Raw genomic sequence first — 20839 nt, forward strand, 5'->3', positions numbered from 1 at the left:
ATGTTCTCCAAGGTCGGCAAGGAAAAGGAAACAGATATGGATATTGTCCGGCTTGGCGACTCCACCACCCATGGTGGCACTGTAATAGAGGCCTTCGGCGAGACCGACTTGAATGGCAAGCCCGTGGCGGGAGTTGGCCATCTGGTGATGTGCCCGTTGTGCAAGGGAGCTTTCCCGATTGTGCAGGGCAGCACTTTGTTGGACGTCGGGGGCGTTGCGGTCGCGCTTGATGGGATGAAAACCGCGTGTGGCGCCAAACTGATCGCCAGTGATCCCAAAGGCCAAGCCGAATTCTGATGCTTGTGCAGGCGCTGACTTGCCAGCGAAGGCGTCTCCGAGGGTATTGCATGACCCAAGGACCTCTTCGCTGGCAAGCCGGCTCCGACAGGGAATAGTCAAAAAAATCGCAGCTCAGGCTGCGATTTTTTATGGCCGGTGCTGATGTCTACAGCTGGTAATGCTTGAGCTCGCGGGCAATCAGCAGGCGCTGGATTTCGCTGGAGCCTTCGTAGATCTGGGTAATCCGCGCATCGCGGTAGTAGCGCTCCACCGGATAGTCCTCCAGATACCCATAACCACCATGGATCTGCATGGCCGAGGAGCAGACCTTCTCGGCCATTTCCGAGGCGAACAGCTTGGCCTGGGAAGCCTCCGACAGGCACGGCTGGCCCGCGCTGCGCAGGCGCGCAGCGTGGAGGATCAGCAGGCGGGCGGCATTCAGGCGGGTGTGCATGTCGGCCAGCAGGTTGGCGATGCTCTGGTGTTCGATGATCGGCTTGTCGAACTGCACCCGCTCCCGGGCGTAGGCCAGGGCGGCTTCAAAGGCGGCGCGGGCGATGCCCAGGGCCTGGGCCGCGATGCCGATGCGCCCGCCTTCGAGGTTGGACAGGGCGATGGCCAGGCCCTTGCCCCGTTCACCCAGCAGGTTGGCCTCGGGGATGGTGCATTGGTTGAGGGTCACGGCGCAGGTGTCGGAGGCGCGGATGCCCATCTTGTGTTCGGTGCGGTCGACGATGAAACCCGGGGTGTCGGTGGGCACCAGGAAAGCCGACAGGCCTTTCTTGCCCAGTTCCGGGTCGGTCACTGCAAAAACGATGGCTAGCTGGGCGCGCTTGCCGTTGCTGACGAACTGCTTGGCGCCGTTGATTACCCACTGGCCGTCCCGCAGTTCGGCGCGGGTGCGCAGGTTGTGGGCTTCGGAGCCGGCCTGGGGTTCGGTCAGGCAGAAGCAGCCGATGGCTTCGCCAGCGGCCAGGCGCGGCAGCCATTGCTGCTTTTGTTCCTGGCTGCCGTAGTTGAGGATCGGCCCGCAGCCCACCGAGTTGTGGATGCTCATCAGGGCACCGGTGGCGCCGTCGCCGGCGGCAATTTCTTCCACTGCCAGGGCATAGGCCACGTAGTCTAGGTAGCTGCCGCCCCATTCCTCGGGAACCACCATGCCCAGCAGGCCCAGTTCGCCCATCTTGCGCACCAGGCCATCGTCGATCCAGCCGGCCTTTTCCCAGGCCTGGGCATGGGGGGCGATCTCGCCTCGGGCGAAGTCCCGGGCCATGTCGCGGATCATCACTTGCTCTTCGGTCAGTTCAATGTCGTGCATGAGTTCAGCTCCCGCTGCCGTCAAAACCGCTGAAGAAGCTCGCCACCCGATCGGCGTCGAGGGCCGCCAGGGTGGGCGGATTCCAGTGCGGAGTCTTGTCTTTGTCGATGATCAGGGCGCGTACGCCTTCCATCAGGTCGCCACGCTCGAACCACTGCCGGTCCAGGTGCAGTTCCAGGGCGAAGCATTGTTCCAGGCTCAACTGGCGGCCGTGGCGCAGCATTTCCAGGGTCACGGCCATGGCCAGGGGAGAACGGGTTTCCAGCAGGTCGGCGGTGCTGCGCGCCCATTCATGGCTGTCGGCAACGGTGACGGTACGCAGTTGCTCGACGATGCTGGGTACGTCCGCCTGGGCGAAGAAGTGGTCGATGACCGGGCGCAAGGCTTGCAGGGGCGCATCGGGCAGGGTCTGCACCGCGAGCCTGGCCAGCAGGCCTTGCAGGTCCTTGAGGGGCGAGTCGCTCCAGTGCAGGCGGTCCAGGCGCTGGTTCAGCAGGTCCAGTTTGCTGCTGTCCAGGTGCCAGTCGGCCAGGCCGCAGTACAGGGCATCGGCGGCGCGGATCTGCACGCCGCTGACTCCGAGATAGATCCCCAGCTCGCCGGGTATGCGCGACAGGAAGTAACTGCCGCCAACATCCGGGAAGTAACCGATGGCCACCTCCGGCATCGCCAGGCGGCTGCGCTCGGTGACTACCCGCAGGTCGGCGCCTTGCACCAGGCCCATGCCGCCACCCAGGACAAAACCGTCCATCAGCGCCAGCACCGGCTTGCGGTAGTGGTGGATGGTCAGGTCAAGGGCATATTCCTCGACGAAGAAGTCCTGGTGCAGGCTGTCGCCGCTGTGGTAGCTGTCGTACAGCGAGCGGATATCGCCGCCGGCGCAGAAAGCCTTGTCCCCCGCGCCACGCAGGACGACGGCGTGGATCAACGGATCCTGGGCCCAGTGGTCCAGGTGCTGCTGCAAGGTACGCACCATCGACAGGGTGATGGCATTGAGACCGGCGGGGCGGTTGAGGGTCAGGTGGCCGATGTGGTTGCGCACCTCGACCAGCACCTCGTCCGTGGAGGGGGCGAGGCCCTGGGACGCCTGGGATGAAACCTGAGCAGTCATCACTAACTCCCTGCTTTTATTGTTTTTTATATGAGGCTCGCGCGCGAGCATCGGCGGATCGTAGCAGTGCAAATTTGCCCATTACAACCGTGAAAGCTGCAGGTTGACTGTGCATTTTTGCATGATGAAAAAAACGTTCCGGACCTTGCGCACCGGCGCTGAGTCAAGGTGTAGAGCCTTGGCGACAGAATCGGCTGTGAAATAGCCGTTATCAGCCGATCCCGGCTGTTTCAAGCACCCCTTACGACACCTGGGCCACTGCGGCTGTTGGCATTCTGGCCCTGCGTTGCAGCGTAGACCGCGGCAACCAGGAACGGGGCCGGCTCTGCGCGCCGACCCCGGCCAAGCACAACAAAAATCCGACTGCGGCGACCCCGCACCCACTCTCTGCCCCTGTCACAAGTGGGGCCCGGCCTTGGCGCCGGGCCGCTATAAATCCAAATAATCCGGGACTCTGAAGATGATCAAACACTGGCTGGCTGTGCCATTACTGGCGATTGCGTGCATTTCCACGGGCGCCAGCGCCAAGCAATGGAAGGAGCTGCGCTTTGGCGTCAACCCGAGCTACCCGCCCTTTGAATCCACCACCGCCGACGGCGGCGTGCAAGGCTTCGGCGTCGACCTGGGCAACGCCATCTGCGCCGAGCTCAAGCTCAAGTGCGTGTGGGTCAGCAACGATTTCGACGGCCTGATCCCGGCGCTCAAGGCCGGCAAGTTCGACGCCATCGAATCGTCCATGACCGTCACCGATGCGCGGCGCAAGCAGATCGACTTCAGCGACCGCCTGTACGCCGGCCCCACGGCCATCGTCACCCGCAAGGGTTCGGGCCTGGAGCCCACCGGTGAATCCCTCAAGGGCAAGACCCTGGGCTATATGCAGGGCACCATCCAGGAAACCTACGCCCGGGCCAAGCTGGGCCCGGCGGGGGTCAAGCTGCGGGCCTACCAGAACCAGGATCAGGTCTACGCCGACCTGGTCTACGGCCGTCTGGATGCCTCGATCCAGGACAAGCTGCAAGCGCAGATGAGTTTCCTCGCATCACCCCAGGGCGCCGACTTCGAGAACAGCGTCGGCATCAGCGACCCTCTGGTGCCGTCGGAGATCGCCATTGGCCTGCGCAAGGACCAGGACGAGCTCAAGGCCATGCTCAATGGCGCCATCCAGGCGCTGCATGAGAAGGGCATCTACGCCCAGATCCAGCGCAAGTACTTCGGCGACCTCGACCTCTACAACAACTGATCGCCCACGGCGGGCCCCGGGACTGTTACCCAGTATCCCGGGCCCGGCCGTGGCCCGAGCAAGGTGATTGGCGTGAATACCTTTCTGACTCTGTTGGGCCTGGACCTCGAGGTCCTGCAAGGCTATGGGCCGCTGTTGCTGCACGGCGCCTGGATGACCCTGAAGCTCTCCGCCCTGGCGCTGCTGGTGAGCATGCTCCTGGGGTTGCTGGGGGCGGCGGCCAAGCTTTCTCCGCTGCGCCTGCTGCAGATCCCGGCGACCTGCTACACCACCTTGATCCGCGGCGTACCGGACCTGGTGCTGATGCTGCTGATCTTCTACAGCCTGCAGGGCTGGCTCACGGCCCTGACCGAACTGCTGGACTGGCCCTATATGGAGATCGACCCCTTCGTGGCCGGGATCGTGACCCTGGGCTTCATCTACGGCGCCTATTTCACCGAGACCTTTCGCGGGGCAATCCTCAGCGTGCCCCGGGGCCAGCAGGAAGCCGCGGCGGCCTTCGGCCTGAGCCGCATGCAGCGCTTTCGCCACGTGGTGTTCCCGCAGATGATGCGCTTCGCCTTGCCGAGCCTGGGCAATAACTGGCTGGTGCTGCTCAAGGCTACGGCGCTGGTGTCGATCATCGGCCTCACCGACCTGGTCAAGGTGGCCCAGGAAGCCGGCAAGAGCACCTTCAACATGCTGGATTTCCTGCTCCTGGCGGCGGCCCTGTACCTGCTGATCACCAGCGCTTCGAACCAGCTGCTGCGGCGCCTGGAACGGCACTACAACCAGGGCGTGCGAGGGCTGTCGCGATGATCGAACTGATCCAGGAATACTGGCGGCCGTTTCTGTTCACTGACGGCGAGAGCCTTACCGGGCTGGCCATGACCCTGTGGCTGCTGGTGGCCAGCCTGGCCATGGGGTTTGTCCTGTCGCTGCCCCTGGCCATTCTGCGCACCTCGCACTGGGCGCTGCTGCGCTGGCCGGTGCAGCTGTTCACCTATGTGTTTCGCGGCACGCCTTTGTACATCCAGCTGCTGATCTGCTACAGCGGCCTGTACGGCATTGCCGCGATACGCCAGCAGCCGTTGCTCGAAGCCTTCTTCCGCGATGCCATGAACTGCACCTTGCTGGCCTTCACCCTGAACACCTGCGCCTACACCGTGGAGATCTTCGCCGGGGCCATCCGCAGCATTCCCTATGGCGAGATCGAGGCAGCCCACGCCTATGGCCTGAGCGGCTGGCGCCTGTACTGGCGGCTGATCCTGCCTTCGGCCCTGCGCCGGGCGCTGCCGTACTACAGCAACGAGGTGATCCTCATGCTGCACGCCACCTCGGTGGCCTTCACCGCCACCATCCCGGACATCCTCAAGGTGGCCCGGGACGCCAATGCCGCCACCTTCATGACCTTCCAGGCCTTCGGCATCGCCGGCCTGTTGTACCTGGGGCTGTCCTTCGGCCTGGTGGCGGCCTTCCGCCTGGCGGAGCGGCGCTGGCTGAGCTTCCTCGGCCCGGCTCACTGACGCTCCTTTCCTCTTTTTCCTATCCAGAACCTTGCTGCCAGCGGCGGGGTTCCAGGAGTCTGCGATGTACAAATTGACCGTTGAAAATCTCTACAAGCGTTTTGGTGACAACGAGGTGCTCAAGGGCGTCTCGTTGAAGGCCCGGGCCGGAGACGTGGTGAGCATGATCGGCGCCAGTGGCTCGGGCAAGAGCACCATGCTGCGCTGCATCAACTTCCTGGAGCGGGCCGATGCCGGGGCCATTGCCCTGGACGGCGAGGCGATTGTCACCCGCGAGGCCCCTGGCGGCATGCAGGTGGCCAGCCCGGCTCAGTTGCAGCGCCTGCGCACGCGCCTGGCCATGGTGTTCCAGCACTTCAACCTGTGGAGCCACCTCAGCGTGCTGGAGAACATCATGCTGGCGCCGTGCCGGGTGCTGGGCATTGGCCGCAAGGAGGCCGAAGCCAGTGCCCGGGCCTACCTGGACAAGGTGGGCTTGGCGCAACGGGTGGCCGAGCAGTACCCGGCGTTCCTGTCCGGTGGCCAGCAACAGCGGGTGGCGATCGCCCGGGCCCTGGCGGTGGAGCCGCAGATCCTGCTGTTCGACGAGCCGACCTCGGCGCTGGACCCGGAACTGGTGGGGGAGGTGCTGAAGGTGATCCAGGCCCTGGCTGAAGAAGGGCGGACCATGCTCATGGTCACCCATGAAATGAGCTTTGCCCGACAAGTGTCGAGCCAGGTGTTGTTCTTGCATCAAGGGCGGGTCGAGGAGCAGGGTAGCCCGGCGATTCTCGACCAGCCGCAGAGTGAACGTTTGCAGCAGTTTCTATCCGGCCGTTTGAAGTGAGGGAAGACATCCATGGCGGACATCCGCGACCTGTCGATCGTGCTTGATCGAATCGACCAGGCGATCATCGAGGTTCTGCGCCACGAAGGGCGCATCACCTACCAGAAACTCTCCGAGCGCGTGCACCTGACCCCCAGGCCGTGCCTGGAACGGGTGCGCAAGCTGGAGCAGCTCGGGGTCATCCGTGGCTACGGGGCCATCCTCGACGAAAAGAAACTCACCCCGGGGCTGTCGCTGCTGGTGCTGGTGGCCTTGTCCAACCAGAGCGGGCGGGCGGCGCAGAAAGCCTTCGAGGCCAAGGTCCGGGCCTGCCCCCAGGTGCTGGAATGCCGGCTGATCAGCGGCGCCTTCGACTACAGCCTGCGCATGCGCTGCCGGGACATGGAGCACTACCGGGTGCTGACCGAAGTCTGGTTCGACGACCCGGATCTGCACATCGACAAACTGGTCAGCCACCCTGAGCTGGCGATGGTCAAGACCGGCATGGAATAACCCCCGGTACGCCCCCGCCGCCGGAGCCGGCTTGCCGGCGAACAGGCCCGCAAGATCGCCTTCGCTGGCAAGCCTGCTCCTGCAGGTCGCATATCGATGTTTTCAGGGGGTGCGAAATCGGCTGGGGCAACCCGTGCTTTCAGCCATTTCCTGCCGTGCAGGCCCGCCGTTCAGCCGGGTTTTGTCCCGACAAAAAAACACAATGGGCCCCTCTGAAACCTCATTGATTGCGTGCCCCATGCAGACTACCCATAGCGTTTTGATGATTCGCCCCACGCGTTTTTCGTTCAACCAGGACACTGCCGGCAACAACCATTTCCAGCGCCCGCCCGGTGCCGCCGAAGACGTGCAGGCCAAGGCCCTGCAGGAGTTCGACGGCTACGTCGCGACGCTGCGCGAGCATGGGGTCCGGGTGCTGGTCCATGAAGACGGCGCCGCACCCCATACCCCGGATTCGATCTTTCCCAACAACTGCTGGAGCAGCCACCCCGACGGCACCCTGGTGCTGTACCCGATGCAGGGCCGCAACCGCCGCCTGGAGCGCTACAAGGGGGTACTGGCGCACCTGCACGAGCAGTACCAGGTGAACCGCACCCTGGATCTCACCTCCCTGGAGCAGGAGGAACTGTTCCTCGAAGGCACCGGCAGCATGGTCCTGGATCGCCAGCAGCGCATCTGCTACGCCGGCTACTCGACCCGCACCCACGCCCGGGCCCTGGACCAGCTGGTGGCGCACCTGGGTTATGAGCTGTGTGCCTTTCATGCCCGGGACCGCCAGGGTGAGCCGATCTATCACACCAACGTGATGATGAGCGTCGGCAGCCAGCTGGCGGTGGCCTGCCTGCTGGCCCTGGACGATGCACAGGAGCGGGCGGCCCTGCGCCAGCGCCTGGAAAGCAGCGGCAAACAGCTGCTGCCCTTGACCTGGGCCCAGCTGGAGTCCTTCGCCGGCAATATGCTGGAAGTCCACAACAGTGCCGGCGAGCCGCTGCTGGTGATGTCCCGCAGTGCCTGGCGCTCCCTGGATGCCGAGCAGCGCCGGCTGATCGAGCGCCATGTGCAGCCGGTGCCGGTGAACATCGACACCATTGAACGCATCGGCGGCGGCAGCGCCCGCTGCATGCTGGCGGAAATCTACCTGCCCGAACGTCAACCTCAGCTGGAGCTCTCGCGATGATCGTCCGTCCCGCCACCCTGGCCGATTTGCCGGCGCTGCTGGCCCTGGCCCACAGTGCCGGTGCCGGCCTGACCACCTTGCCCGCCGACGCCGGGCGCCTGCGGTCACGCCTGCAATGGGCCGAGCAGACCTTCGCCGGCCAGGCCTCGCGGGCCGATGCCGACTACCTGTTCGTGCTGCAAAGCGCGCAGGGCGAAGTGGTCGGCATCTGCGCCCTGGCCGGCGCCGTGGGCCTGCGCGAGCCCTGGTACAACTATCGGGTCGGGCTGTTTGTCGCGGCCTCGAAAAACCTGGGGATCAACCAGCAACTGCCGACCCTGTTCCTGGGCAACGACATGACCGGCCATTCGGAACTGTGCTCGCTGTTCCTGCATGCCGACCACCGCCAGGGGCTCAACGGGCGCCTGCTGTCCAAGGCGCGCTTCCTGTTCCTGGCCGAGTTCCGCGAGCTTTTCGGCGACAAGGTGATCGCCGAGATGCGTGGCTATTCCGACGAGCAGGGTGTGTCGCCGTTCTGGGAAGGCCTGGGCCGGCACTTTTTCAAGATGGATTTCGCCGACGCCGACTACCTCACCGGCCTTGGCAACAAGACCTTCATCGCCGAGCTGATGCCCAAGTTTCCCTTGCCCACCTGCCTGCTGCCGGAGCCGGCACGGGCAGTGATCGGCCGGGTGCACCCCAATACCGAACCGGCCCTGGGCATGCTCAAGGCCGAAGGTTTTGCCTTCAAGGACTACATCGACATCTTCGACGGCGGGCCCCTGATCGAATGCGCCACCGGCGACATCCGCGCAGTGCGCGACAGCCAGGTGCTGCAACTGAGCATCGGCACCCCGGGGGAGCAGGCCCAGCCCTACCTGGTCCACAACCGCCAGTTCGCCGACTGCCGGATCAGCGTGGCGGCGGCGCGGGTCGCCGCCGGCACCCTGATTGTCAGCCGTGACAGCGCCCGGGCCCTGGGGTTGCCGGCCGGGGCCTCGGTGCGGGCGGTGAGCCTGGCGGTGCCGGCGCGGCAAATGTCCGCAGCCTAGAAGCGTCGTGGCGCGAGCGCCGCTACAATGGCGCTCGAATTTTCTGCCGGCGAGGCACCATGGACATCGATCTGGCCCGCACCTTCCTGGAAATCGTCCGCAGCGGCAGCCTGATCGCTGCTGCCGAGCGCCTGCACCTGACCCAGACCGCCATCAGCGCCAGGGTGCAGAACCTGGAAGGCCAGCTCAACTGCAAGCTGCTGGTGCGCAACCGCGCCGGCGCCCGGCCCACCGCCGACGGCGAGGCCTTCATCAGCTACGCCAACCAACTGGTGCAGACCTGGGAAGCAGCCCAGCGCGACCTGCCGCTGCTGGCCGGCTACCGCAATGTGCTGCACATCGGCGGCGAGCTGAGCCTGTGCAACCCGCTGATGCTCAACTGGGTGCGGCGCCTGCGCCAGGCGTTGCCCAACCACGCCGTGCGCACTCAGATCGGCGAAGGCGCCAGCTTGCAGCGGCAACTGGAGCTGGGCGTGCTGGACGCCGCGCTGGTGTTCCAGCCGCTGTACTCGCCGGGCTTGCAGGTGGAGCAGTTACTGGAGGAAAAACTGATCCAGGTGCGCTTGGCGGGGCGCCCCGAGCCCTATGTGTACATCGATTGGGGCGAGGACTTTCGCCGCCAGCACGACGCCGCGCTACCTGCGCAGGCCAAGGCGGCAGTGGGCTTCAACCTCGGGCCGCTGGCCCTGCAGTTCATCCTCGATGCCGGTGGCAGCGGCTATTTCCGCACACGGGTGGTGCAGAGCTACCTGGACAGCGGTGTGCTGGAGCGGGTGGAAAAAGCCCCGGAGTTCAACTTCCCCACCTACCTGCTGTACGCCCGCGAGCGCGATACCCCAGAGCTGCAACAGGCGTTCGCGGTACTGCGGGAAGTGATAGAAAGCGACACCGACTGGTCCCAGCGCTGGTCGCCGATGGTCTGAAACCCGGCAACCTGGCAGGCGAGGAGGCCCTTGAGTGATGGGTTGTCCTTGAGGGCGCCTTGGCGGGCAAGCCGGCTCCTGGCGCTGGCTGTCAGCGGCGTGAGGCGAGCACCTGGCCGATGCTGCGGCGCCGGGCGTGGGCCTCGCTGGCATGAATCAGCTGTTCGAGGTCTTCGGGGGTGACGTCGAAGAACTCCTCCATCTCCGCCAGGGCCAGTTTCAGGTCCTGGGCCGTGATCGCCAGGCTGTCGCCGGCAGCGGTTGCTGGCAGGAGCGCCGGAGCTTCGCTGGGGCCCTTGGGGTAACGGGTGCGCGTCAGGTTGTTGTAGGCCAGGGCGCTGAGCAACAGGCTGGCGGCGGCCAGCATCACCGGCCCCAGCTCGTACCAGTCCAGGGCCACGCTGGCCGGGTCCGCCAGTACCAGGGTCAGGGCCAGGGCGCCGGCCGGCGGGTGCAGGCAGCGCAACCAGCACATCAGCACCAGGGCCATGCCCGCCGCCAGGCAGGCACTGCCCAAGGTACGGCCCAGTACATGGGCCACCGCCAAGGCCATGACGGCGGCACAGAGGTAGCCGCCAAGAATCGACCAGGGCTGGGCCAGGGCGCCTGAAGACACCGCGAACAGCAGCACCGCCGACGCGCCCAGAGGGCCGATCAGGTGCAGGGCCACCGGCATGCCGAAGACCTGGGCACAGAGCCAGACACTGAACAGGGTGCCCAGGGCCATGCCGATGGCGGCGCGGCTCCATTCCAGTGGGCGGGTATTGATGGCGGCGGGTTTCCAGCGGGCGAACATCGGTAAACGCTTTCCAATCCAGAACGACAGGCAAAAAGAAGGGCTTGCCTGGATGACCAGAAAGCCCTTGAACGTTCCAACATTTGGGGGAGGAACCGGCACAGTGTGCCGAGGAATCTAGCGCCTGACAAATTCATAATAATGCTGCTTCAGTGCATTTATTTTGCACTTAAATACGACAGCCCCTGTAGGAGCCGGCTTGCCGGCGAAGAGGCCCTTGAGTGTGGTGTAGCCCTGGCGGACGCCTTCGCTGGGAAGCCCGCGAAGACAGCCGATTCCTCACCGGTTTCTACAGCGTAAGGCGCATGGCGCAGCGGCGCGCCGCGGGCAGGCCGTACCGGGCTTCATCGGCCAGCACCTGGCACAGCCGTGGGCCCAGTTGCGCCTGTTCGAGGGTGACAAAGCCCTGGCGCTGGTAGAAGGGTTCGTTCCAGGGCAGTTCGCGAAAGGTGCTCAGGGTCAGGGCTTCAAGCTGCTGCTCCAGAGCGTATTGCCGCGCCGCCTGCAACAGGCGCTTGCCGATGCCCTGGCCCTGGTGGCCGCGGGCGACGGAAATCTCCCACACGTGCAGTTCCCGGTCGCAGGCTTCGGCGTTGAGAAAGGCGCAAGGGGTGTCATCCGCCGTCACCGCCACCCAGACCGGGTGGCGCTGGATATTGGCGCGGTGGCTCGGTGCGTCGGCCACTGCGGCGTCTGCCAGCCAGGCCAGTTGCGCATCGGAGCGAAACAGTTCGGCAGCGCAGGTTTCAATGGCGGGAAGAAAGTCGGCGTCGGTCACCCGCGCCCGGCGGATCTCAATAGTCATGGGCGCGAGTGTAGGCAGCGGGCAGGGGCCGTGCAACGCTTTCAGGGTTGCGCGGCGGTTGGCCCGGGCAGGTGCAGGAGGACGAAGTCGTTCTTGTCGAAACGCCCGCTCAGCATTGGTTCAAGTGCCGCCAGTGGCGTGCCTTGCAGGCTGGCCAGGTCGCTCTGATCGAGGATGACCCAGGCCGGGCCGGGTACCTGAGCCAGGGCGTCTGGGCTTTCGGTGAACTGCGGTTGCAGATCCCGGTCCAGGTTGACCATGAACTTGATGGCCTTGGCATCCTTGCCCATGCGGTGCAGGACCACCGGTGCCGGGTCGGCCTCGATCAGTTGCATGGCGCTGTGGCTGAAGGTGCGCGTGTCATAGAGACGGTGCTCCACCGGCTCGAAGACTCCGATGTAGCAGGCCCAGACTGCCAGCACTGCGCTGTAGGCCAGGCCCACGGCACGCCACTGGCGCTTGAACAGCAGCCCCAGGGACAACAGCTGCAACAGGCCGAGCACCAGCAGCATCGGCGTCGACGAGTCGAGTTGCTCGGGGAATTTGCGCCGCAGCACCAGCAAGCCGATGATCAGCAACCCCGGCAGCAGCAGCCACAGGCCCTGGATCGTCCCGCGCAGCCAGGCCAGCAGCCGTCCGCGGCCGGCCTGGAACGGATAGGCGGCAATGATCGCCGCCATGGGCAGCATCGGCAGCAGGTAGCGGGCCTTTTTCGCCTGGGGAATCGACAGGCCGATCATCACGATCAACCCGGCCGCGGTGCACAGGCGCAACAGTTTCAGGCCCGGGCCCTGTTCCGTGGCGCGGGTCAGCAGCACGGCCAGCCACGCCAGGATCGCCAGGGGGTAGGCCAGGGCGTAGTTGCCCAGGGAACTGGTGAAGTAATAGAGGACATCGCTGGAGCCTTCGCTGCCGTCCATGCGCCCCATGAACTGCATGCGGATGACATCGTCGACGAAGGCCTGGCCGCCACTGAGCTTGGCCAGCCACAGCAGCAGGCCGACGCAGGCCACCAGCAGCGCCAGGGCGCTGAAACCGACGCTGAACAGCCGCCGCCACTGGCCATTGAGCAGGTAGTAGCTGCACAGCATGCCAGTGGGAATCACCAGGCCGATGGGCCCGCGAATGGCAAAGCCCAGCACCAGCAGGAGGAAGATCCAGCCCAGGCGCCGGTGGGTACCGAAATGGTCATGGGCGTAGCCCAGGTAGAACACGGCCAGGGACACCGCAGCCAGCATCTGGTCCAGGGACACGGCGCGGGTTTCACTGATAAAGGTGTTGCTGAGCAACAGCAGGGCAACGCTGAGCAGGGCCCAGGTGCGGGAATAGGGCGCCAACAGGCGATAGATCAGGCTGACGATCAAGGCTGAGGCGATGGCCGTGGGCAACCAGGCGGTAAGGCTGGTGACTTGCCCCCCTGGCAGGGAGAACAGCCAGACCAGCAGGGTCGAGGCGCTGGAGTAGTCGGCGTAGGGCTGGCCGTAGGTGGTGGGGAAGAACCCCGGCCCGTGGCGCAGCATTTCCTTGGCAAACAGCACGAAGCGCGAATCGAAGCCGATCGCCGACTGGTGGTCGGCGCCGACGCAGAACAGCAGCAGGGCCAGCAACCCCAGCCCCAACGATTGCCAAAGAAGAGTGTTCGAAGGGGAGGAGTGACTGGTGTTCATTCAGGCCTCAGCAGACCACTGCTGGTGGGGGATCGGCAGGTTGCGCGATTCACCGCGGCCAATCGGGAAGTAGGTGAAGCCGTTGCGCGCCAGGCGCTCGGCGTCGTACAGGTTGCGCCCGTCGAAGATCACCGGCGCCTTGAGACGCTGCTGGATCAGGTCGAAATCCGGTGCCTTGAACTGCTGCCACTCGGTGCAGATGACCAGGGCGTCGGCGCCCACCAGTACCGATTCCGGGGTGCCCATGAGCATCAGGCGCGACTCGTCCGGGTACAGGCGCTGGGTTTCCTGCATGGCTTCCGGGTCGAAGGCCCGCACCTGGGCACCGGCGGCGAACAGCGCATCGAGCAGTACGCGGCTCGGGGCGTCGCGCATGTCGTCGGTGTTGGGCTTGAATGCCAGGCCCCACAGGGCAAAGGTCTTGCCTTTGAGGTCGCCCTTGTAGAACGCATTGATGCGTTCGAACAGCTTGTGCTTCTGCCGCTCGTTGATGGCTTCCACGGCTTGCAACAGGTCGCTGGAGCAGTGGGCTTGCTGGGCACTGTGGATCAGCGCACGCATGTCCTTGGGGAAGCACGAGCCGCCGTAGCCGCAGCCCGGGTAGATGAAGTGGTAGCCAATGCGGGTGTCGGCGCCGATGCCCAGGCGCACCGCTTCGATGTCGGCCCCCAGGTGCTCGGCCAGCTCGGCGATCTGGTTGATGAAGCTGATCTTGGTCGCCAGCATGCAGTTGGCGGCGTACTTGGTCAGCTCGGCGCTGCGCAGGTCCATGAACATGATGCGGTCATGGTTGCGGTTGAACGGTGCGTACAGGTCGCGCATCACATCGCGCACTTCTTCGCGCTCGCAGCCGATGATGATCCGGTCCGGCCGGCGGCAGTCGGTGACCGCCGAGCCTTCCTTGAGGAATTCCGGGTTGGAGACGATATCGAATTGCAGCGCACGGCCATCCAGGACCTTCTCGATGTGGGCCTTCAAGGTGTCGCCCGTGCCCACTGGTACGGTGGATTTTTCCACCAGGATTACCGGCTGCTCACGGTGGCGGGCCACCGCGTCGCCCACTGACAGCACGTAGCGCAGGTCCGCCGAACCGTCTTCGCTGGAGGGCGTGCCCACGGCGATGAACAGCACCTGGCCATGCTGCACCGCGAGTTTTTCATCGTGGGTGAAGTGCAGGCGCTTGGCTTCGAGGTTTTCCTTGACCAGGCTGGCCAGCCCCGGCTCGAAGATGCTCACGTGTCCCTGTTGCAGCTGTTTGACCTTTTGCTCGTCGATGTCCATGCAGATGACATCGTGGCCGACTTCAGCCAACACGGCAGCCTGTACGAGGCCGACGTAACCACTTCCAAATACACTGATTTTCATGGGGTATTCCTGGGACTTGTCGCGGGTGCAGATCGAGAGTTGATGGTAATGACCCCGAGGATGACCAGGGCCACCCCGAGGGTTTTGGAAAGCGTGAAAGGTTCGTTGAACAACGGCAGGCTGGCGGCCAGCAGGTAGACCAGGGCGTAGCTGATGCTGAGCAGCGAATAGGCCCGGCCCAGCGGCAGGTCGCGCAAGGCCAGCAGCCAGCAGAGCATCGACAGCGCATAGGCGGCGATGGCCGCGGCCACCACCGCCAGGGCGGCCAGGTCGACGCTGCCGGCACTCAACGCCGGCAACCACTGATCCGGAGCGGGCAGGCGGGTCATGCTCCAACGCATGCCCAGCTGGGCGCCGCTGACCAGGGCCACGCTGCCCAGGGCGAAGGCAAACCCCTTGGCCCGGCTCATGCGTGGCGACTCAACAGCAGCACGCCGCCGATCACCAGGGCCACGCCGAACCAGTGGCGCCGGTCGATGTGCTCACGGAATACGAAGTGGGCAATCAGGGTGATGAAGACGAAGTTCAGGCTGAGCATCGGGTAGGCCACGCCCACCTCCATGCGTTGCAGCACCAGGAGCCACACCAGCAGGCCCAGGCCGAGGCTGAACAGAGCCAGCCACAGCCAGCCCGAGCGCAGTTTCTGCAGGGCGCTGGAAGGCCGACCGCGCCAGCTTTCCACGGCGAACTTCTGCGCCACCTGGCCCAGGCAGGTCAGCCCGCAGGCCAGCAACAAAAGCAGCAGGCTCATGGCTGGCCCTGGGGAATGATGAAGATCACGATGTTGCCTTGCTCGTAGCGCTTGGCATCCTTGGGCAGCAGCTCGACTTCATGTTCCTCGTCACTGCTCTTGACCCGCATCACCACGCCGATCGAGCCCTGCTTGCGGGCCTCGGCGATCCACGGCTGGACCTGATTGAGGTCGACCTTGCGCGCGGCAGCGTCTTCGTAGCCCAGGCCGTATTTCACTTCGCCTTCGGTGTTGTACAGGGTCACGTCGGGGCGACGCAGGCGCCAGGCCAGGGCGGAAGCAGCTCCCAGGTCGTTGCTCAGCAGGGCCTTGGCCTGGCCCAGCTCGGCCACGTGATCGATGATGAACTGGTCGGGGATCTTGTTGTAGACCACCGAGTTGGGCAGCGCTGCCGGGGCCAGGGCCACCAGCAGGAAGCTGCCCAGGGCCGGCGTCGCCCACAGGGTCAGGGGGCGCATGGCTTGCAGCAGGTTGCTGAGGATCCAGCCCAGCAGCAACACATACACCAGCACCAGGTGCTGCGGCTCGTCCACATACACCGGCTTTTTCATCTGGAAGTACACCAGGGCCAGCAGCCCCAGCAGGCCGGCCACCAGGTTGAGCACGCCGTTGAATGCCAGCAGCCGGGTCTTGCCGGCAGCCAGGCGGTCCACCAGGGTGTTGCCCATCAACAGCGCCAGGGGCAACAGGCACGGCAGGATATAGGCCGGCAACTTGCCCTTGCTCAGGCTGAAGAAGGCCAGGGGCAGCACCAGCCACAGCAGCAGGAAGCCGCTGCTGTTCTGGCGCCGCTGTTGCCAGGCCTGTTTCAGGCCGGCCGGCAGCAGCAGCACCCAGGGCACGCTGAACCCTACCAGCAACGGCAGGTAGTACCACCACGGCGAGGCGTGCTGGGCATCATCACCGGCAAAACGGCGGATGTGCTCGTGCCAGAAGAAGAAACGCCAGTAGTCCGGTTCCTGGGAGTGCACCGCCAGGGCCCAGGGCAGGCTGATGAGAATGGCCACCAGCACACCGATGCCGCCATAGATCAGCAGCGAGCGCAGGCGCTTCTGCCAGATGGCGTAGGGCAGGGCCACCAGCACCGGCAGCAGCCAGGCCAGAAAGCCCTTGGTCATGAAGCCCATGCCGCAGGCCAGGCCCAGCGCCACCCAGGCCAGCACCTGGCCGCGGGTTGTCCGGCAGTCGAAGGTGAACCACAGCGCCACCAGACTCAGGTTGACCCAGAAAGTGAATTGCGGATCGAGGTTGGCGTAGCCGGCCTGCAGCGCGACCACGGTAAAGCTCATGTAGAGCAGGGCGCTGGCCAGGCTCTTGCGCGGATCGTTCCACAGGCGCCGGGCCAGCAGGTAGGCCAGGACCACGCTCAGGCCGGTGCTCAGGGCCGAGGCCACGCGCACGCCGAACAGGTTGTCGCCAAACAGCGCCTGGCCGATGGCGATCATCCAGTAGCCGGCCACCGGTTTCTCAAAATAGCGGATGCCCATGAAGTGCGGCGACGCCCATTTGCCGGTCAGGAGCATTTCCTGGCTGATCTGCGCGTAGCGGGTTTCATCGGGAATCCACAGGCCGTGGGTGGCCAGGGGCAGCAGGTAGAACAGGCCGAACGCGATAAGCAGCAACGGCAGAGCCCAACGTCTGGTCATGCGCCTTGCACTCCCAGCCAGCCTTCACGTCCTTCCAGCGCACCGCGCACCACCTTGCCCGCGGGCAGGCTGGCCAGATCCGCCGGGAGCATGTTGCCCAGGGGTTGGAAGTGGATGTCGCGCTGCCTGGCGCTGGCCAGCAGCTGGCGGAAATCGTTGGCCATGAGAATCCCTTCTACTTCTGCATGCACGGTATAGACGTTGAGTTTGTCCGGGCTGAACCGGTCGAGGATGTAACTGTTGAAATCCTTGGCGGCCACCACCGGCCCGACCACTTCGTCGAAGGTCGGCAGGTCCACCGGAATCTGCGGGGCGCCCAGGCTGCCGTCCGCCAGGCGTGGCAGGAACAGGCTCTGGCCGCGGCAATCGCTGTTGTAGCGAAAGCCGAATTGTTGCTTGGCTTCGATGACGCGTTCGTCGGCGCGCCAACCGGCGGACGCCGAGCAGCTCACCGCTTGCCCGAGAATATCGTTGAGGCTGTCGACGCCACGGCGGATCTGCTCGATCAGCTGTGCCTGGCTCCAGCGCCCGGTATTGGCCTGCCAGCCGTGGTGATCCCAGGCGTGCAGGCCGACTTCATGACCGGCGGCCAGGGTCTGGCGCATCAAGTGCCCCAGGTCCCGGCCAATGGGTTTACCCGGCCAGGCCGTGCCGGCCAGGAGAATGTCCCAGCCGTACAGGCCCGCGGCATTGGACCGCAGCATTTTCCAGAGGAACTGCGGACGGATCAGGCGCCACAGGTGGCGCCCCATGTTGTCCGGCCCGACGCTGAAGAAGAAGGTGGCCTTGACCCCGGCTTCGTCCAGCGATTCGAGCAGCCGTGGCACCCCCTCCCGGGTGCCGCGGTAGGTATCGACATCAATGCGCAGACCTGCCTGCATCAGCGTGCTTCTTGCTTGGCGCGGTCGGCGATTTCCAGCATCGCTTCACGCAGGAAGAAGTCCAGGGTATTGCCGATGGTTTCGCTCATTTCCACGGTCGGCTCCCAGTTCAGCAGACGCTTGGCGTTGTCGATGCTTGGCTTGCGGTGTTCCACGTCCTGGTAGCCGGCACCGTAGAACGCCTTGCTCTCCACATCGCGGAAACCGGCGAACGGCGGGAAGTTGCCGCGCAGCGGGTGAGCTTCGAACTGGCGCAGCAGCTCTTCGCCCAACTGACGGATGCTGGCTTCGTTGTCCGGGTTGCCGATGTTGATGATCTGGCCGTTGCAGCAGTCGTTTTCGTTGTCGACGATGCGTGCCAGGGCTTCGATGCCGTCGGCGATGTCGGTGAAGCAGCGCTTCTGCTCGCCACCGTCGAACAGACGGATCGGGGTGCCTTCCACCAGGTTGAGGATCAGCTGGGTGATGGCCCGGGAGCTGCCGATGCGTGCCGAGTCCAGGCGGTCCAGGCGCGGGCCCATCCAGTTGAAGGGGCGGAACAGGGTGAAGTTCAGGCCCTTGGCGCCGTAGGCCCAGATCACCCGGTCCAGCAGCTGCTTGGAGACCGAGTAGATCCAGCGCTGCTTGTTGATCGGGCCGACGATCAGGTTGGAGGTGTCTTCGTCGAAGTTCTTGTCCTGGCACATGCCATAGACTTCCGAAGTCGACGGGAAGATCACGCGCTTGTTGTACTTGACGCAGTAGCGAACCAGCTTGAGGTTCTCTTCGAAGTCCAGCTCGAACACGCGCAGCGGGTTGCGGGTGTATTCGATCGGGGTGGCGATGGCCACCAGAGGCAGGACCACGTCGCACTTCTTGATGTGATATTCGATCCACTCGGAGTGAATGCTGATATCGCCTTCGACGAAGTGGAAGTTCGGATGGCTGCGCAGGCGCTCGATGGCGTCGGAGCCGATGTCCAGGCCGTAGACGTCGTACTTGTCGTCACGCAACAGGCGCTCGGACAGGTGGTTACCGATAAAGCCGTTGACGCCCAGGATCAGTACGCGGGTGCGACGTGGCTTGCGCCCCGACTCGGCGCCGCGCAGCAGGGAACCGTCCACCAGGCCCAGTTCGTTGGCCAGTTGCGGGCCACCCAGGAACAGGCCGTTGGCGTTGCGCTGGCCAGAGGTGATCACCAGGGAGTCCTGGCCACAGGCGATGCGCAGCGGGTCGACGCTGATGACCCGGCCCGGGGCCTGGCCTTCGTTGCCCTTGGCGACTTCGGCGCTCCAGACGATCAGCTTGTGCTCGCCCACGGCGCAGAAGGCGCCCGGGTAGGGTTGAGTCACGGCGCGCACCAGGTTGAACAGCTCTTCGGCCGGGCGCTGCCAGTCGATCTTGCCGTCCGCCGCGGTGCGACGACCGAAGTAGCTGGCCTTGGACTCGTCCTGGGCAGTTTCGGTGATCTTGCCCTGGGCCAGTGCCGGCAGGGTGTCGCGCAGCAGGCTGGCGGCCGCGTCACGCAGTTTGTGGTGCAGGCTCAGCGCGGTGTCGCTGCGCTCTATGGCCACACGCTCCTGGGCAATGATGGCACCGGCATCGGCACGCTTGACCATGCGGTGCAGGGTCACGCCGGTTTCGGTTTCGCCCTTGACCAGCACCCAGTTGGCCGGTGCGCGGCCACGGTAGCGCGGCAGCAGCGAGCCGTGCAGGTTGAACGCGCCCTTGCTGGCAGTGGCCAGCAGCGGCTCGCTCAGCAGGTTGCGGTAATAGAAGGAGAACAGGTAGTCGGGGTTGAGCTTGGCGATGCGCTCGATCCACAGCGGGTGGTTGGCATCTTCCGGGGCATGCACGGCAATGCCCTTGCGGGCGCAGAGCTGGGCCACCGAGCCATAGAAGGTGTTTTCCTTGGGGTCGTCGGCATGGGTGAACACGGCGGCGATCTCGTAACCTGCGTTGAGCAGGGCTTCGATGCCAGCACAGCCAATATCGTGGTAGGCGAAGACAACAGCTTTATTGCTCATGGCGAAACCTGATCAGTATGAGTGGAAGTTAAACCGTCGACAGTCACAGCAGGGGCCGGGGCCGCAGGCTGGCTGCGCAAGACTTTTTCGATGAAGAAACGCGGGCGGGCCCGCACGTCGCTGTACATGCGTCCCAGGTATTCACCCAAAAGACCCATGCCGATGAACTGGCCACCGGTGAACACGAACAGCACCGCGAACAGCACGAAGGTGCCGTCGCCGGCCCAGGTGGCGCCGAAGATCAGGCGCAGCACGATCAGCATCAGGGCAAACAGCGCGCCGAGGCCGGCCATGCCGAAACCGATGATGCTCAACAGCCGCAGGGGCGTGGTGGTCATGCAGGTGATCAAGTCGAACATCAGGTTGATCAGGCGCATCGGGCTGTACTTGGAGTCGCCGTGCTCGCGCTCGGCGTGCTCCACCAGCACCTCGGTGGTGTGCCGGGCAAAGCTGTTGGCCAGGATCGGGATGAAGGTGCTGCGCTCGGTGCAGGCCAGCATCGCGTCGATGATGGTCCGGCGATAGGCCCGCAGCATGCAGCCGTAGTCGCTCATGGCGACCCCGGTTGAACGCTGCACGGCCAGGTTGATCAGCTTCGAGGGCCAGCGGCGGAACGCCGAGTCCTGCCGGTTGTTGCGCACGGTGCCGACCACGTCGTAGCCCAGTTCGGCCTGAGCCACCAGGCGCGGAATTTCCTCGGGCGGGTTCTGCAGGTCGGCGTCGAGGGTGATCACCACATCGCCACGGCACTGCTCGAAGCCGGCCATGATCGCCGCATGCTGGCCGTAGTTGCGGTTGAGGATCACCGCCACTACCGGGCTGTCTTCGCGCTCGGCGGCAGCTTGCAGGATGTTTGCCGACTCGTCGCGGCTGCCGTCGTCCACCAGGACGATTTCAAACTCGTGCTTGAGCTGGCGGCAGGCCGCTTCGGTGCGCCGCAACAGCTCGGGGAGGCTCTGTTCTTCGTTGTAGACCGGGATCACGATCGACACGAACTGAATCGGATAAGGTTTCAAAGGC

21 protein-coding genes are annotated in these 20839 nt (G+C 64.9%); 9 read left to right on the forward strand and 12 right to left on the reverse strand.

Features of this window, described 5'->3' with window-relative positions:
• The first annotated feature begins 36 nt into the window (after positions 1 to 36).
• Entirely contained in the window at positions 37 to 297 is a 261-nt protein-coding gene (locus BLS75_RS03870; protein ID WP_072450304.1) for a PAAR domain-containing protein, read from the forward strand.
• A 148-nt stretch (positions 298 to 445) separates the two neighbouring features.
• Here BLS75_RS03870 and BLS75_RS03875 read toward each other — a convergent pair whose 3' ends face one another.
• Positions 446 to 1597, reverse strand: coding sequence for an acyl-CoA dehydrogenase family protein (locus BLS75_RS03875; protein ID WP_011061350.1), 1152 nt, complete (start codon positions 1595 to 1597; stop codon positions 446 to 448).
• A 4-nt stretch (positions 1598 to 1601) separates the two neighbouring features.
• Positions 1602 to 2708, reverse strand: coding sequence for an enoyl-CoA hydratase/isomerase family protein (locus BLS75_RS03880; protein ID WP_072450305.1), 1107 nt, complete (start codon positions 2706 to 2708; stop codon positions 1602 to 1604).
• A 460-nt stretch (positions 2709 to 3168) separates the two neighbouring features.
• Between BLS75_RS03880 and BLS75_RS03885 the strand changes: the two genes are divergently transcribed.
• The 8 genes from BLS75_RS03885 (at position 3169) to BLS75_RS03920 (ending at position 9902) form a co-directional block, all read left to right on the forward strand.
• Positions 3169 to 3948, forward strand: coding sequence for a transporter substrate-binding domain-containing protein (locus BLS75_RS03885; RefSeq protein ID WP_072450306.1), 780 nt, complete (start codon positions 3169 to 3171; stop codon positions 3946 to 3948).
• Between the two features lie 72 nt (positions 3949 to 4020).
• Positions 4021 to 4746 carry an ABC transporter permease gene (locus BLS75_RS03890; protein ID WP_011061347.1) on the forward strand — a complete coding sequence of 242 codons (726 nt, stop codon included), beginning with the start codon at positions 4021 to 4023 and terminating at the stop codon, positions 4744 to 4746.
• Complete coding sequence (locus BLS75_RS03895; protein ID WP_011061346.1) at positions 4743 to 5453, forward strand: ABC transporter permease; 711 nt, start codon at positions 4743 to 4745, stop codon at positions 5451 to 5453. The genes BLS75_RS03890 and BLS75_RS03895 overlap by 4 nt, the downstream gene beginning before the upstream one ends.
• Before the next feature lie 64 nt (positions 5454 to 5517).
• Positions 5518 to 6279 (forward strand): ABC transporter ATP-binding protein, encoded by a 762-nt coding sequence (locus tag BLS75_RS03900; protein ID WP_053151704.1) that lies wholly within the window; start codon positions 5518 to 5520, stop codon positions 6277 to 6279.
• Positions 6280 to 6291: 12 nt separating this feature from the next.
• On the forward strand, positions 6292 to 6771 hold the full coding sequence (locus BLS75_RS03905; RefSeq protein WP_011061344.1) for an Lrp/AsnC family transcriptional regulator: 480 nt from the start codon (positions 6292 to 6294) through the stop codon (positions 6769 to 6771).
• 238 nt (positions 6772 to 7009) lie between these two features.
• Positions 7010 to 7948 carry a citrulline utilization hydrolase CtlX gene (locus BLS75_RS03910; RefSeq protein WP_011061343.1) on the forward strand — a complete coding sequence of 313 codons (939 nt, stop codon included), beginning with the start codon at positions 7010 to 7012 and terminating at the stop codon, positions 7946 to 7948.
• Complete coding sequence (gene astA, locus BLS75_RS03915) at positions 7945 to 8979, forward strand: arginine N-succinyltransferase (protein WP_015635649.1); 1035 nt, start codon at positions 7945 to 7947, stop codon at positions 8977 to 8979. Before BLS75_RS03910 ends, astA begins: the two co-directional genes overlap by 4 nt.
• A gap of 59 nt (positions 8980 to 9038) precedes the next feature.
• Entirely contained in the window at positions 9039 to 9902 is an 864-nt protein-coding gene (locus BLS75_RS03920; RefSeq protein WP_015635648.1) for a LysR family transcriptional regulator, read from the forward strand.
• Between the two features lie 91 nt (positions 9903 to 9993).
• Here the strand turns inward: BLS75_RS03920 and BLS75_RS03925 are convergent, their stop codons facing one another.
• From BLS75_RS03925 to arnC, 10 genes are all read right to left on the reverse strand, one after another.
• Positions 9994 to 10698 (reverse strand): HPP family protein, encoded by a 705-nt coding sequence (locus tag BLS75_RS03925; protein WP_053151700.1) that lies wholly within the window; start codon positions 10696 to 10698, stop codon positions 9994 to 9996.
• A gap of 289 nt (positions 10699 to 10987) precedes the next feature.
• Positions 10988 to 11503: a GNAT family N-acetyltransferase gene (locus BLS75_RS03930; RefSeq protein ID WP_072450307.1), complete on the reverse strand. Its 516-nt coding sequence runs from the start codon at positions 11501 to 11503 to the stop codon at positions 10988 to 10990.
• 41 nt (positions 11504 to 11544) lie between these two features.
• A complete protein-coding gene (locus tag BLS75_RS03935; protein ID WP_072450308.1) occupies positions 11545 to 13170 on the reverse strand; it encodes an ArnT family glycosyltransferase in 1626 nt (541 codons plus the stop codon).
• Complete coding sequence (locus tag BLS75_RS03940) at positions 13171 to 14535, reverse strand: UDP-glucose dehydrogenase family protein (protein WP_072450309.1); 1365 nt, start codon at positions 14533 to 14535, stop codon at positions 13171 to 13173.
• The gene (gene arnF, locus BLS75_RS03945) at positions 14532 to 14945 is read right to left on the reverse strand and encodes a 4-amino-4-deoxy-L-arabinose-phosphoundecaprenol flippase subunit ArnF (RefSeq protein ID WP_015635644.1); all 414 of its coding nucleotides are present in this window, start codon (positions 14943 to 14945) and stop codon (positions 14532 to 14534) included. The genes BLS75_RS03940 and arnF overlap by 4 nt, the downstream gene beginning before the upstream one ends.
• Positions 14942 to 15286: a 4-amino-4-deoxy-L-arabinose-phosphoundecaprenol flippase subunit ArnE gene (gene arnE / locus BLS75_RS03950; RefSeq protein WP_015635643.1), complete on the reverse strand. Its 345-nt coding sequence runs from the start codon at positions 15284 to 15286 to the stop codon at positions 14942 to 14944. Before arnE ends, arnF begins: the two co-directional genes overlap by 4 nt.
• Positions 15283 to 16932, reverse strand: coding sequence for a lipid IV(A) 4-amino-4-deoxy-L-arabinosyltransferase (gene arnT / locus BLS75_RS03955; RefSeq protein ID WP_072450310.1), 1650 nt, complete (start codon positions 16930 to 16932; stop codon positions 15283 to 15285). The genes arnE and arnT overlap by 4 nt, the downstream gene beginning before the upstream one ends.
• Positions 16929 to 17813, reverse strand: a complete 885-nt coding sequence (arnD, locus tag BLS75_RS03960; protein ID WP_011061334.1) for a 4-deoxy-4-formamido-L-arabinose-phosphoundecaprenol deformylase — start codon at positions 17811 to 17813, stop codon at positions 16929 to 16931. Before arnD ends, arnT begins: the two co-directional genes overlap by 4 nt.
• Positions 17813 to 19819: a bifunctional UDP-4-amino-4-deoxy-L-arabinose formyltransferase/UDP-glucuronic acid oxidase ArnA gene (gene arnA / locus BLS75_RS03965; protein WP_011061333.1), complete on the reverse strand. Its 2007-nt coding sequence runs from the start codon at positions 19817 to 19819 to the stop codon at positions 17813 to 17815. Before arnA ends, arnD begins: the two co-directional genes overlap by 1 nt.
• On the reverse strand, positions 19816 to 20835 hold the full coding sequence (gene arnC, locus BLS75_RS03970; RefSeq protein ID WP_011061332.1) for an undecaprenyl-phosphate 4-deoxy-4-formamido-L-arabinose transferase: 1020 nt from the start codon (positions 20833 to 20835) through the stop codon (positions 19816 to 19818). The genes arnA and arnC overlap by 4 nt, the downstream gene beginning before the upstream one ends.
• Positions 20836 to 20839: the final 4 nt, after the last annotated feature.

Origin of the sequence: Pseudomonas sp. NFPP12 (assembly GCF_900103205.1) — a bacterium.
Taxonomy (GTDB): Bacteria; Pseudomonadota; Gammaproteobacteria; order Pseudomonadales; family Pseudomonadaceae; genus Aquipseudomonas; species Aquipseudomonas protegens.

Coding starts and splice junctions, on each gene's coding strand:
- BLS75_RS03870 (WP_072450304.1), top strand. CDS start 37: ATGGATATTGTCCGGCTTGGCGACTCCACCACCCATGGTGGCACTGTA.
- BLS75_RS03875 (WP_011061350.1), bottom strand. CDS start 1,597: ATGCACGACATTGAACTGACCGAAGAGCAAGTGATGATCCGCGACATG.
- BLS75_RS03880 (WP_072450305.1), bottom strand. CDS start 2,708: ATGACTGCTCAGGTTTCATCCCAGGCGTCCCAGGGCCTCGCCCCCTCC.
- BLS75_RS03885 (WP_072450306.1), top strand. CDS start 3,169: ATGATCAAACACTGGCTGGCTGTGCCATTACTGGCGATTGCGTGCATT.
- BLS75_RS03895 (WP_011061346.1), top strand. CDS start 4,743: ATGATCGAACTGATCCAGGAATACTGGCGGCCGTTTCTGTTCACTGAC.
- BLS75_RS03900 (WP_053151704.1), top strand. CDS start 5,518: ATGTACAAATTGACCGTTGAAAATCTCTACAAGCGTTTTGGTGACAAC.
- BLS75_RS03905 (WP_011061344.1), top strand. CDS start 6,292: ATGGCGGACATCCGCGACCTGTCGATCGTGCTTGATCGAATCGACCAG.
- BLS75_RS03910 (WP_011061343.1), top strand. CDS start 7,010: ATGCAGACTACCCATAGCGTTTTGATGATTCGCCCCACGCGTTTTTCG.
- astA (WP_015635649.1), top strand. CDS start 7,945: ATGATCGTCCGTCCCGCCACCCTGGCCGATTTGCCGGCGCTGCTGGCC.
- BLS75_RS03920 (WP_015635648.1), top strand. CDS start 9,039: ATGGACATCGATCTGGCCCGCACCTTCCTGGAAATCGTCCGCAGCGGC.
- BLS75_RS03925 (WP_053151700.1), bottom strand. CDS start 10,698: ATGTTCGCCCGCTGGAAACCCGCCGCCATCAATACCCGCCCACTGGAA.
- BLS75_RS03930 (WP_072450307.1), bottom strand. CDS start 11,503: ATGACTATTGAGATCCGCCGGGCGCGGGTGACCGACGCCGACTTTCTT.
- BLS75_RS03935 (WP_072450308.1), bottom strand. CDS start 13,170: ATGAACACCAGTCACTCCTCCCCTTCGAACACTCTTCTTTGGCAATCG.
- BLS75_RS03940 (WP_072450309.1), bottom strand. CDS start 14,535: ATGAAAATCAGTGTATTTGGAAGTGGTTACGTCGGCCTCGTACAGGCT.
- arnF (WP_015635644.1), bottom strand. CDS start 14,945: ATGAGCCGGGCCAAGGGGTTTGCCTTCGCCCTGGGCAGCGTGGCCCTG.
- arnE (WP_015635643.1), bottom strand. CDS start 15,286: ATGAGCCTGCTGCTTTTGTTGCTGGCCTGCGGGCTGACCTGCCTGGGC.
- arnT (WP_072450310.1), bottom strand. CDS start 16,932: ATGACCAGACGTTGGGCTCTGCCGTTGCTGCTTATCGCGTTCGGCCTG.
- arnD (WP_011061334.1), bottom strand. CDS start 17,813: ATGCAGGCAGGTCTGCGCATTGATGTCGATACCTACCGCGGCACCCGG.
- arnA (WP_011061333.1), bottom strand. CDS start 19,819: ATGAGCAATAAAGCTGTTGTCTTCGCCTACCACGATATTGGCTGTGCT.